The sequence below is a fragment of the Fulvivirga marina genome (assembly GCF_016775155.1).
Taxonomy (GTDB): domain Bacteria; phylum Bacteroidota; class Bacteroidia; order Cytophagales; family Cyclobacteriaceae; genus Fulvivirga; species Fulvivirga marina.
The window spans coordinates 756,350-770,379 of record NZ_JAEUGD010000066.1; the positions used below are offsets into that span (position 1 = coordinate 756,350).

At 41.7% G+C, this 14,030-nt stretch carries 3 protein-coding genes; all 3 read right to left on the bottom strand.

Going from position 1 to position 14,030, the window contains the following annotated elements; genetic code table 11:
* Positions 1–25 precede the first annotated feature (25 nt).
* From JMN32_RS23545 to JMN32_RS23555, 3 genes are read right to left on the bottom strand one after another with little or no spacing between them, the layout of a single operon-like run.
* On the bottom strand, positions 26–6,982 hold the full coding sequence (locus tag JMN32_RS23545; RefSeq protein ID WP_202858838.1) for a non-ribosomal peptide synthetase: 6,957 nt from the start codon (positions 6,980–6,982) through the stop codon (positions 26–28).
* 52 nt (positions 6,983–7,034) lie between these two features.
* On the bottom strand, positions 7,035–12,392 hold the full coding sequence (locus JMN32_RS23550) for an SDR family NAD(P)-dependent oxidoreductase (RefSeq protein WP_202858839.1): 5,358 nt from the start codon (positions 12,390–12,392) through the stop codon (positions 7,035–7,037).
* Positions 12,393–12,436: 44 nt separating this feature from the next.
* Entirely contained in the window at positions 12,437–14,023 is a 1,587-nt protein-coding gene (locus tag JMN32_RS23555; RefSeq protein ID WP_202858840.1) for an MBL fold metallo-hydrolase, read from the bottom strand.
* Positions 14,024–14,030: the final 7 nt, after the last annotated feature.

Consider the following 14,030-nt stretch of genomic DNA (forward strand, 5'->3'; position numbering starts at 1 on the left):
TTTATAAAATTTTTAAATACTAATATTAATCCAGTATAAATTCGTCCCCTTCCGTTACTTCCTGGCCCCCTTTACTTTTCAGCCAAAGTTCATTTTCAATGTAATCCGCTATGCTGAGAATAGTATCTTCCTTGAATATTTCTCGCAGAGGCACTTCAACACTCAAAACCTTAAAGATCTTATTCATCATCAGGCTCGCTTTTAAAGAGTGTCCTCCAAGTTCAAAGAAGCTTTTGTTGGTGCTGATCTGAGAAGCTTCCAAGTCAAGAAGTTCTGACCAAATCTCCACCAATGTTTTCTCCGTTTCAGTCTCTGGTTTTCTAAACTGGTGGTCAATCCTGGTTGCCGGATCCGGCAATGATTTGCGGTCTATTTTACCATTTGGCGTAAGGGGCATTTTTTCAAGCACTACAAAATATGAAGGGATCATATATTTAGGTAACCTTGATTGCAGGTGTTGCCTCATCTGCTCTTCAGGTGATTCACTAAGTGCCTCCTCAGTTGACTGAATATCTTCAATTTGCGTTGCACTGACCTTACCGCCTATTATGCTATGCGTTATACGTTGATCATCATGCAAATCAAAAGCAGACTTTGCTTCAACTTCATCCACTACACCTATGGCACACCAGCCAACCTGCTCTTTTATACTCATGTTCATAACTGCCTGAGACATGAATCCTGCATAAAAATCTCCATTTATAGCTTGTTTAGGAGACACAAAATGTAATGATACTCCTGCTGCATTATGAAGCTTTTCGTTACCGGCAAATAGTTTTTCGCCATCGATATCTCCAAGCCTGTTCCAAACCCCACCTGTATAATCGAGTTGAAACACTCCTGACTGCATCTCATGCACGGCTCGTGGTTTCACTACCATGAATACATCTGTTTTACAAACGTCTCCCAATAATATCTTTGCCTGTACCAGACTGTCTGTTAGCACATCAACGTTTGCCACACTGATTTCTTCTTTCTGAAAATCCCTATAACTCTTTCTTTCGTTGTAAGTCAAAGGTATATAGTCATCATCCGCCGAACCTTCTGCAACGCCGGTGGCGTGCAGAGAAATAGCAGGCATTTGAGAAGCTGTCAATCCGAATAAAGCTGTCAGTTCCTGCTGTTCTACATCCGTAGTCTGTAAGTCTACAGCTACCATAGAAGTCATCAGTAAATTGGCCATATAGCCTGCCTCAATGCGAGCGAAATCTTTTGCTAATCCGCCATACAGAGGCTCAATAGCATCCAGATCTGCTATCAGGTGGATATTGATCCCTTCGGTTATGTTAACCCTGGAACTTACCTGCCTCAGTTCAAAATGCTCTGGATGCAAATAATAACATCCTTTTTCGACACCGTCTATGGCTGCTTCTGTAACCTCAATCCAGGTTTGTACAGGGTACAAACTTCCCGCTGAAGGGTAGAAGTACTTGGGTAACGGCATTTCATTATAAACCTGACCTCTTACAGCTGACAGCAATTGTCCCAAAGTATCTTTTGTAATGGTTTCTTTACCGGCAGCCTTGCCCCCTAATTTTTTCTTTCCTGACAGTTTCAATTCTGTTTGATAGGGTAAAGCATAGTTAACTTCTGTCTTTATATCCTTGAGATTATGCTTTTCCAGTTTAAATACTGACCGCTCTTTTTCGTCATTGATGGTAACTGAAGGATCTGTAACTATACCCACATGATCAACCTGCTGAGAAGATTGCACTTCGCCTGGCACTATATAGGCTATCAGTTCTCTGGACTTGCTCGCTTCCCCTCTTGCAATAGTCAGAGACTCGCTCACTTGTGGATGCTCATTGATAGCTGCCTCTATCTCTCCTAGCTCAATTCGATACCCCTGTATTTTTACCTGAGTATCTTCACGACCAAGAAACTCAATATTGCCATCCGGCAGGTACCTGCCCAGATCACCAGTTTTGTAAAGCCGCTCGCCGGACTCAGGGTGAATGATAAAACTGTTAGCCGTCTTTTGTTCGTCTTTCCAATATCCTTTAGCCAACCCAATACCTCCGATATACAAATCACCCGGCACCAGGTCAGGGCATATGGCGAGTGCCTCATTCAGCACGTAGAATTGCTGATTTAACAATGGCTTGCCATATGGAATACTTTTCCAGCTTTCAACTACCTGTTCAATCGGGTAGTAAATAGACCATATCGAAGCTTCTGTTGCTCCTCCCAGGCTGGTAACTTTGACTTGAGGGCTTAATTTTTTGATACGGTCCGGAAGGTTCACCGGTATCCAGTCTCCACTCATCCATACATTTCTTATCGATGGCAGACCATTATCTCTTCTTTCTGCATAGTCTACAAGCATTTGCATCAGCGTAGGCACTGTATTCCACAGTGTAACACCATATTGATGAATATATCTGTACCATGCTTCGGGATCTTTGAGTTCATCCGGTGCAGGCATAACAAGTGTACCCCCAGCTCCCAGTACTCCGAAAATATCATAAACTGATAAGTCAAAGCTGAGTGATGAAATGGCCAATACCCTATCCTGATCTGTTATACCAAAACGCTGATTCATATCGCAGACTGTATTGGTAGCTCCGCGATGGTCGATAACAACACCTTTGGGCATGCCTGTAGATCCTGATGTGAAAATAACATAAGCCAGATCTTCAGGTTGATTACTCACTTGCGGAGCATCCTGATACTGTTCATTCAACAGACTTTTATTGACATGCAATACCTTGTATCCATCATTAAAGTCTATTTCGTCAGCTACGGCATCCGTAGTAATTACAACTGAAGCCTCACCTTGCTCTAAAAGCAGACGGATACGCTCATGGGGTAGTGAAGCATCTATAGGAAGATAAGCTGCTCCCGCAGACAAAATACTCAAAGAAGCTACCACCTGCTCCCAACCTTTGTGCATCACTATAGCTACAAGTTGATTCGCCTTCGCATCCAGAGAAATCAATCGATGAGCAACATGATTTACCATATGCTCTACCTGAGCATAGGTCAATGTTATTTCATCAGATATAATAGCCTCGGAATGAGCTCTTTCCTTCACTTTAAGTTTGAAGTTATCGTGAAGTAAACAGCCAGGTTCTTCGCCCCATGTATCATTCACGGCTACCTTTCTTTGTTCCTGCTCTTGAGGCAGGTCGATAAGAGATACTTTTTCCCAGCATTTCTCATCCTCAGAAAGCTTGTTGAGTAACTTACCAAAGGCTTCGAACATATCCTGCAACATGCTCTGAGGAAAAACTTCCTCCACACAATCCCAGTTGTACCATAGTCCTTTACTATTTTCTCCAATTTGAAAATCAATCCATACCTGAGGTGTTTGAGAAATGGCATAATTCTCTTTCATCGGATCATTAATCTCACGAATAATGGTCTCTTCTTCAGCAATTTCATCTCTTTGGATACCCAGGGTACTGGTCAGCACTACAGGCATCATAACAGAGTTGCCATGATATTGAGACATCTCTCTTAATACTTCGATACCTCCGAAATATTTATGTTCCAGGTCTGACCACATTCTGTTTTGGAGCTTTTTAAGCTTTTCAGCAAAGGTGGCGTTGCCCCTGTAATCTATCTCAAGTAATGTAAGCGATGTAAAGTCTCCCAGTAATCTGTCAACATCTTCATGGAATAGTATCCTGTTATATAGAGTAAGGTTAAGTATGAAATGACTTGATTTACTCCAATAGTCAAGCACCTTGGCAAAGCAACCAATTAAGAATACAGTAGGTGTTACTCCAAGTGCATTTGCCTTCTCTTGCAGATAATCCCACGCTTTTTTATCTAAATGGCCTGCTCTACGTGCAAACTTTGGTTTCAGTGGTAAGCTTGTTATAGGCTTTACTGGTAGTTCGGGCGCCATAGGCAAGTCGGTAATACGTGCCTTCCAGTATTCTTTTGATTTCAGGTAAAGGGGACCTTTTCTAAAGTTACCCTCGCTCATCATGTAGTCTCTAAAAGAAATATCTACTCTTGCAGGCTCAGCTTTAGGGTTAGCATATAAATATTCGTATTCTGATACGAATTTGGTTAAACTCTCTGCGTCCATAACCAGCCCGTCCGTACCGTAATGAATCTTGTAGGTTTCATCTTCAAAAACAGTAACTCTTACATCAAAAAGCGGCCATTCTTCACCAGAGAACACATGATGTGCCATTTCTTCCCGCCATTTGTAGAACAGTTCCTCTCCCTCTTTTTTATCATACTTTCTCAGATCCAAAACACGTACTTCATAAGGAGGAACATCCTTCAATATTCGTTGCTCACCATTCCCTGTCACTACCATTCTAAGCACTTCGTGGGTGTCAATCAGCTTTCTTAAAACCTGCTGAAACTGATCAATATCCAACTCAGGAACAAAAGTTTCAAAGTAGCCATGAGCTCCAACCTGCCCAAAATTGAAAGTATCTTTTCGACCAATCCAGTAAGCATACTGTACATCTGTCAATGGGAATGGTTCATGTCGGTTATCTTCATCCACGATCAATTCCGGTACGTCGTCCTGTCCCTCCTGTTTCCCTATTTTGTCCGATAAGGCTCCGATAGTAGGGTTTTCAAAAAACTCCTGTAGCTCAATGGTCACTCCAAATTTCTTTTGAAGCTGACTAATAAGTTTTAACACTTTAATAGAATGTCCACCAAGCTTAAAAAAGTCACTCGCCCTATTAATGTCTTTTGCATCAACATCGATTACTGTTGCCCACATTTCTGCCAGTTCCAGTTCCACGGCCGACATTGGCTGGTCATCTCCCTGCCCTACTACCTCTTTTTCAGGTTTAGGGAGTTCTTTTTTATTGACTTTACCTGTAGCTGTAAGCGGTATAGATGGAATCTGCACCAGATAAGCAGGAATCATATATTCAGGTAGAGCTTCTTTAAGATATTCGTTTACACTTTGAGCATCTGCACCTTCTTCACCCACAAAGTATCCAATCAAATAAGGGTCCTGATCCTGACCTTCTTTCTCTACCACTACTATAGCATCGGTTACTTCAGTAGCTTCCTTAATGTAATGTGCAATTTCGTCAAGCTCAACCCTGTAACCACGAATTTTCACCTGATCGTCCTGACGCCCTATAAACTCGATATTGCCGCCTGGCAACCAGCGAGCCATATCTCCTGTTTTATACATATTTACGCCCTCTTCAAAAGGATCAGCAATAAACTTGTCAGTAGTTAGCTCCTCCCTGTTGAGGTAGCGCTTTGCCACGCTGTCTCCTGAAAAATACAATTCACCCGTAACACCTATGGGCTGAAGTTCCCCCTGTTCGTTAAGGATACGGATGTAGGTATTTGCATTAGGTTTACCTATCACCCCCGGATTTCTCTCATTAAGCTGGTTGTTACAGGTACCACCGATTGAAGTCTCCGTCAGCCCATACTCATTAGTTAGTTTAAGTTCAGGTAATAGTTGTTTGCTCCTTTTAATCAGGCTTTTTGAAGGCTTGTCTCCGGCAAGTGCAACAAACCTCAAATGGTCTATCATATCTGACTCGTCCAGCTCGGAAAGTATCAAATCATATACTCCTGAAGTAAAACAACCATTGGTCACTTTATGCTTTTTAAGAGCCTGCAACATTTCTGATGCCCCAACCTCTTTGACATCTGGCATAAGCAGCAAAGTGGCTCCGGACAGTAAAGTAGAATAGAGGTTACACCCAAACCCATCAAAATGGTAAGGAAATACCTGTAATGTAACATCTTCCTGAGTCAGATTGTAATTATCGATTCGCCAGGTAGTATAGTTTACAACACCCTGATGAAGCACATCTACTCCTTTGGGTGTACCCGTAGTACCTGAAGTATATATATAGTAGACGGTATCTTCTTTACTTACCACAACATGTGGTGACTTCCCATCTCCTTTAACTGTATCCGCTTCTATTATTTTTACATCTGCTTCCAGTTTGCTGATTAATATTTTTCTTGTTTCAGAATGGGTCAGAACAATCCTGGCTCCTGAATCTTTAAGAATGAAATCGATCCTGGAACCCGGATCTTCGGGTGATAACGGCAAATAAGGAAGTCCGGCTTTAATACAACCAAACATGGCGCAGATCATTTCAAAAGAGGGACGGAAGTAAAGTGCAACTGCCTGTTTTTCTCCATCCATCTGATCAATAAGCACGGATGCTATATCATTAGCCTTTTGATCAAGATCTGCATAGGTCATCACTCCATCTCCGAAAATCAAGGCATTCTGGTCCGGACATTGTCTTGCCTTCTCTTCGAAAAGAGATTTTAGTGTATGATCACCATTATCAGTTTTGGCGCCACTGAAGTTAGAAAGCAGTATTCTGTTCTCTTCTGCTGATATTACGGTTAAAGACGATATATCTTGTTTGATATCTCTAACCACTTGTCCCAACAGATGATACCAGTGCGTAAGCACCTGACAGACAAGATCCTTACTATACTTTGAGCTATCTGCAACCCAATCAATTCGTAATTTCCCACCTGATACATCTACATTGAAGTATAAGCTTGCCTCTGAAGGTAATTGGTTATAATGCCCATGCAAACCCTTCATGGCTATTATCCAATCGTGCAGTGACTCATTGGAAACCTGCCCTACCGGTATGTTTTGATGTATGAGGGCATTTATCCATTCACCTTTAACCTGATTTAAAAGTTCTCTGAATGAAGCGCCATCCTCAACACTGATAATTAACGGAAGCCACTCAGCCGGCCCTTCTTTTTTATCATTCTGCTCCTTGGGTATCCCTAAAGAAAATGCCGATGCCTCTTGATTATACTTTTTAGCTATGACGAATAGTGATGACAATAAGATAACATATAATGCTTTTTCATTCTCATTGCTGATCTCAAGAAGTGCTGCAGCTACTTCCTGGTTGATCTCCAGACTACCCTCTATGTTATCATTTGAGTTAACCTCACCTCCATCATAAAGCAAGGGAGAGGTAACCATATCTATATTCCGTTTTTCCTGCCAATACTTTGCATTGACTTTATTTTCGGTTAGTGTGTTCATATTCAAAAATGTAATTTAAGCGTCTTTGTAGCTTTGTATAATAACCTTTGTTTTAGAAGTCGAAGTCCATTCCAGACACATCTACCTCTGCTTTTTCATAGATATCACCGATTTCAATATTCGAAACCTTTATCGCTGAGTTTTCTGCCACCTGTTTGGCTATCATTTCAAAGTTTGCACCCATCCTCTGTATGGTGTCTTCTTTGAAGAGCTTTGAACTATAGGTAAGCACCATTTTCAGTCCCGACTCTTCCAGCTGATAGGCGTGAAATGTGATGTCGTTTTGCGAATATTTTACAGGCAGCGGGTAATGACTAATATCTACATTGTCGATACCAATACCTGAAGCCTGATAGTTTTGCAGAAGAAAAACCACGTCATACAGAAAATTCCTGTCAGGTTTTCTCTGTAATTGAAGTTGTTTATAAACCTTCTCCATATCACAGCTTTCGTATTGGTAAATATTAAGCATCAATTCTTTGACGGCTTCTATCAGCTCTGCATAAGTTATGTCTGATGACTGTTTTATTCGAACAGGAAATGCATTAAAAAACAAGCCGGTAGTTCTGCTTACATCGGGGTGGTTTCTGCCTGCCACACCACTACCAATAATGATATCTTCCTGAGTTGAATATTTAGAAAGCAGGATATAGGTGATAGACATCAATTTCACAAATAGTGTTACTGATCTATCATTATGCGACTCATTAAGCTTATGAATGATACTTTTATCTATTTCAAAACTATATTGAGCCCCCTCAAACTCTCTTCCTGCACCTCGGTCAAAATCGGCAGGAAGTTCTAATAGCGGTAATTCCGGAGCAAGATGTTCAAGCCAAAATTTCTCCGCTCCGTCTTTTTCATTCCTTTGAAGATAAGCAATATAGTCTTTCAACTGTACTGGCAATGCCTCAAGCTGCTCTCCTGCATACAGCTGGGTAAATTCATCGGCCAAAACACTAATGGTTACACCATCACAAATGATATGATGTAAATCAAAAATCAGAATTGATTTTTCGTCAGCCACATGAATCAGCCCCACACGGAAAAGACTCTTCTCAGCCAGGTCAAATGGTCTGATCAGCTTACCTATCAGTTGTTCAATTTCATTTCGATCATCTTTTGATTCGAAAACTTCTAGGTTCACTTCACAATTCTCATGTATCTTCTGCATAGGCACCCCTTCTACATTGTGAAACGAGGTCCGCAATGGCTCATGCCTATCGACCAGAGCCTGTGCACATTTTCTGATCTGATCAACATCAGCTTTCCCTTGCAGTAACAATCCATTGGCAATGTTGTATACTGTTCCGATATTCCTGAACTGGCACTGCATAAAAATATTGGTCATTGCCGGGGTCAATGCATGGTACTCGGCCGCAGGTACCTTTTCAATAGCCTGATATGAGTGATCCTCATCCAAAGACTCCAGGTATGCTCTTACAGCACGGATAGTCAGTGCTTTAAACAGTCTTTTTATTTCAACCTTGCGCTTTAGCTTTTTATGAATGTTTGAGGCTACAGCGATCATTTTCAGTGAGTTTCCTCCCAACTCAAAAAAGCTGTCATCCAAACCTACTCTATCCAGACCTAATACATTCATCCATATAGACGCTATCTCTTTTTCCAGTTCTGTTATCGGTTCTATATATTCGGTACTTACCTCAGGTCTTGGAGCACGAGCTATTTCTTTTTCTTCATCTTCTTCTTCGCTTCCTATCACCCATTGCTCTACTCGTTTGTTCAGGTCAGCAGGCGAATGAATAACCGCAAAGCCATCCTGTTCCAGATTAATCGCATATTCCAAGGCAACCCCAGCCTCTTCCGGCGACATCCTGAGTTGATCCACGAGCATATCACTATCCTCCTTACCTCCTGTTACCGGCCAGCTATCCCAACCTACGCTACTCCATGTACAATCACTCTGCATATTTGCCCAAAGAGCAAAGTTTTCAAGAAAATGACTGGTTGCTGCATACTCTGAGAAGCCAAGTCCTCCAAGGGCTGAACTGATCGAAGACATTAACAAACAAAAATCCATGTCCTTACCCTTAAGGGCCTCCCATAAATTAATGGTGCCCAAAACCTTCGCATTATAGTTAGCTCCCGAAGCATGCAAATCAGAGGTCTCGATAGCAGGTGTAAAAGCATCTTCTCCAATAGACCCTGCTGCATGGAAAACACCATTGATCTTCCCATACTCAGCCGATAAGTTTTCAATCACAGCCTTTACCTGAGCGCTGTCAGTAACATCGCATGCTGCGATTGTGACCTTAGCTTTTTGTTGCTTCAATTTTTTAAGGAAAGCAATTCTTTTTCCAATGCCTGAAGCCTGGCCCTGATCTAAAATACTATCCCATTGTTCTTCAGCCGGCAGAGCATTTCTTGAAAGCAATACCACGTGAGCATTATAAGTACTGGTGAGGTATTCAGCTATGGTCAAACCAATATTACCGAGACCTCCTGACACTATATACAGGCCATTCTTTTCAAACTTTGACTTAACCGGTGCTGGTTGTGGAGCCATTAAGTGATAGTCCATCTCCCACCTATGACCATTGCGAAAAGCAACTTGAGGAACCGTGTTTGCCTGACAAAGTTCATTCCATATCTGACTCACCAGTACTTGGATGTTCCGCTCAACAGTACTCACGTCAAGTACCTGGCATGTAACTATGGGCTGCTCCTGAGGTATAGATCTTAAAGGTCCCAGCACGGTCGTGGCCGATGGATTTATACGTTCTCCACCGGTTACATCAAATAAACTTGTAGAAACCCAGTGAAGGGAAACTGGTTGGCTTATACCTTTTTTATGAATAGCTTTTGCCAAGGCAATAGCTGTATTGTAGCCATTATCAAATAGTAATTCATCAACATTAAAGTCTTTGGCTGCGTCACCGATATGCCAAAAACTCACTATTCTATTAGGTTCTTTTACGTCAGTTTTATCAAACACCTGATGGAGGCCCATCCGTCCCTCGTCTTTCTTTACCCGGATTACCTCTACTGACTCCCTCTCACAAACAGCCAGAAACTCCCTGCATAACTCCGAATCATTTGCCAACACGATCCAGGTCTCTCCCTTTTTCGGATTTACATGGGTCTTTTTCAATGGTGTTCTACTCCAGGAAGCATGATAGAACCAGTCTTCTACCTTCTCCTTTTTATATAAATCATTTCCTAAATGTTGTTGTGTGAGCTCTTTTATATCCTTATCAATCCAATACCTGCTTCTTTCAAACGGATAGGTTGGTAACGGCACTTTTGATAACGCTGTCTGATCAGCCAGAGCTTCCCAGTTAACAGTGATCCCATTCTCCCAAAGTTGTCCAAGCAAAGCTGCAAAACTGTTTTGCTCTACTTTAAATATCAGGCATCCCTTATCGCTCTTCAGGTCTTCTTCGCTTACCAGATTCAGACTACCAATGCTATAACATTTTATATCCCCACTACCTGCTAACTCCTGCTCTCCTTTCCCCAGATCCTGGATAAGGGTAACCATTGTATTAGCCGTTATTTCCTGATCATTATTTTGGGCAATCCATTTCAGACATGTAGCTTCAGCATTATTATTGCCTGCTATTGCGTACATCATAGCCTGCATGTAAGTAGCTTTAACAACACTTACATTCACTCTTGCGTCCTTCAGGAATCTGGCAATACTTAAGTGCCAGAACAAGCATGAGGCCTCACTTTGACTGATGAATTCTTTAACCGAAGCAGAAGACTGTATTACCCCTTGAAGCTCCTGATAGGTTTTGTCTATGTATTTACGAACAATGTCAGAATTCTCATATAGCTTTATTGCAGAGTCGCTGTTAAAGTCAAACGCGGTATAATCCAGCATTAACTTCTCAGGTTTGGTGGTAACCCTGGCATAGCGATACTCTTCCAAAGCCAGTTGCCCTAGTAACTCCTCAAGGTTATTAACGGCTATTGATCTTCTGAAAGTCAACTCTTTTCTACCTTCCTGTAATGTGTATGCAACATCAGATAAGGCAAGGTTCTGATTTTTATTCAAATGTTCACGTAGCTGACGCCCCTGCTGAGCCAAAGCGGTTTGAGTTTTTGCACTCAAAACAATTACCTGTTCTCCGGCAGTATTTTGTTTCTTTTCCTGCACATATTCTTCAAGTATAACATGCACGTTGGTACCTCCGATACCCATCGAGCTTACTCCTGCATATACAGGAAACTCGTCTTCGGCCAATGACACTGGCTGCTGAGGGATAAAAAACGGACTGTTGATCAGGTCAAGATTTTCATTAGGTATTTCAAAGTTGATTGTAGCCGGTAATACCCTATGCTTAACAGATAGAACGGTTTTAATAAAACCCGCAACTCCTGCCGCTGCATCCAGGTGGCCGATGTTGGATTTCACCGACCCTGTTCCTATGCTGCCCGCAGGCTGATCTCCAAATACATTTTTAAGTGCCCGCACCTCTACGGAATCTCCTAAAGGTGTGGCAGCACCATGGGTTTCCAGGTAGCGAATATCGGACTTGTCTATTCCGGAAATTTCAATTGCCTCTTTTATCACGTCGGCCTGCCCTTGTACACTGGGTGCTGCATACCCTACTTTCTGTCGGCCATCATTATTAATGGCCGAACTTTTTACTACTCCATGTATATAGTCTCCATCTTCAATGGCATCTTCCAGGGGTTTAAGTGCAACAACGCCTCCTCCATAGCCAAATACAAAACCTGAGGCATTGGCATCAAATGACTTTATCTTGCCATCTGGCGAGAAAAACATGCCGTCGCTGTATAAATGACCACTTTTCTGATATGGGCTTACAGATACACCACCGGCTAGTGCCACCTGACACTCTCCACTGAGTACACTCCTGCAAGCAGCATGTATGGCAACCATAGAAGTAGAGCACGCAGTCTGTATACTATAACTTGGGCCCCTGAAATCGAATAAATAAGACGCCAGGGTTGTCATCAGATCCTTGGTTGAATTCATCCCTGCAGAAAACGGGTCAATATTATCTTTTGGCTGCAAATGGGTCTTCAATTTCCAGTCAAAATTGTCAATAGCTCCTCCGTACAATCCAATAGACCCTTTAAACTTTTGAGGGTTGATGCCGGCATTTTCCAATACCTCATTGATCAGCTCAATAAACAGTCTCACCTGCGGATCCATAAACACAACATCCTGGGCAGACAAACCAAAATAGTTTGCATCAAAATATTCTATTCCCTCGAGATAGCCCTTTGCCCTGACATATTGTGGATTATCCAATAATTCTCTACCTATACCTGCTTTAAGCAGATCTTCCTTTGAAAAATGGGTAATACAGTTTTTACTATTGATCAGGTTATTCCAAAACTCGTCTATGCTCTTTGACATTGGAAATCTACCTGCCATCCCAATGATGGCGACCTCCATTCCTGTTCTTTCCATGATAGATATATTGCTGTTTCCGCTACGGTGAGCGAATTGTTATTTTATTTTAACTCCAGTTCTTTTTCTCCAAACAATCGTTCTGCTACTCTTCCTTTCTCTTTACAAACCTCCAGCAGCTTATTAGAAGCTATGATAGGGTTTGAGTCTTCAGTATATTTTACGGCCATTACGTGGTTGAGCCACGGCTCCTGCCCCATAGCATACACATAAACTTCTTTGCAGTCGAAGCGATCTACGATATCTATTCCCCGCTCGTAGTTAGAGCCTGCCAGCCTTCTGGACTTATCCATATCACTTGGCAATGACTTAGAAAGTAAAGGACCATACAACCAGCTTAAAGGTGCTCCATCGCACTCCATACCTAAAAACAGTACATCAATATGTCCGTAGATCTTCTGTACGTGCTCATAAAGTGCCGGCTCCAGATTGCATGAGTCTGCCGCAAGCATAATTTTCTTTTTGTTAATCTCTATCAACCATGCTGCTTTTGTCCGAATGTTTAAATCTGCATGCTCACCAAAGAAAGGTATAGCTGTTAAAGTTCCTGTTGGGGTATTAATGCTCTCCAATTCATCCAGTTCAATGGTATTGTTAAAGCCCAAATAACTAAGCGTAAGTTTCAATGACGGATCTTGAAGCGCTCCACCACCACTTTTGGGAACTACTATATTTTTCACCTTGTGTCTGATCTGTAACAAGGTCTCTATAAGAATATGATCCTGGTGATTGTGAGTAATAACTACATAATCAATCTGGTCAGGTAAGTCCTCATAGGTATATCTCGAGATATCACTTTCATAGGTATAGCTTAATACAGGGTCGAAGAGTACATTAAAGCCATTTGCTTCTATGAGTATACACGCATGCCCAAAATACCTCCAACGAATGCTATCTCCTTTATAACTCTCATATACGGGAGGTTTTTCTGTGGTAAAAAAGCTTTTAAACAGTTCCGCTTTACCGTTTTGCATACCGATTTTATCTAAAATCTCTTGAAGGGGACGAGGTGTGGTTTTCATTTCAAACAACTCATCAATCAATGCTGAATTAAAGGGCATCTTCAACTCAACGCTCTTATCATCTTCAAGTCTTGGAGTACTCATCACAAAAGGTCTGTCATCTTTATCAATAAGTGACATCATTAGGCTTTGTGCTGAATCATTATAAAATTCACTTTTGAATAACAGAGGCTCTATTAACCTGTAAGATGGTTGGTTGTTGAGATCATATACCAACTCCACATATCCTTTCAGTATATCGGGAACTTGTTTGTAAAGGTCTTGCAAAGAGAACCCCTTTGCAGAAGATAGCAACATTTTATCGAGCTCCACCAACGCATTCGCCAGCTCAAACATCTTTGCTCTCTCTTTTTTAGTTTGTGTAATCAGGTTTTTTATATCCTCAACTCTTCTTTCAGGATAATCGATAAAAGGGCCTCCCAAAAGCGCTGGGTTGGCTACAGCCATCTCATGCAACTCCGGAGATTCGGCATAAGACTCCATAATCTCCATGTGACGATTTTTAATGTTCATAGCTGCAGTGGCCGGTGAAATCAGATGCGACCATGCATACCAGTTATCAATTAAAGGTTCAATTACTACATTCGGTTTTAGATATACTTTATCCATATCTTGG

What these genes read in the sequence shown, in the direction of transcription:
- JMN32_RS23545 (WP_202858838.1), bottom strand. Translation starts at nt 6,982, where the DNA reads ATGAACACACTAACCGAAAATAAAGTCAATGCAAAGTATTGGCAGGAA.
- JMN32_RS23550 (WP_202858839.1), bottom strand. Translation starts at nt 12,392, where the DNA reads ATGGAAAGAACAGGAATGGAGGTCGCCATCATTGGGATGGCAGGTAGA.
- JMN32_RS23555 (WP_202858840.1), bottom strand. Translation starts at nt 14,023, where the DNA reads ATGGATAAAGTATATCTAAAACCGAATGTAGTAATTGAACCTTTAATT.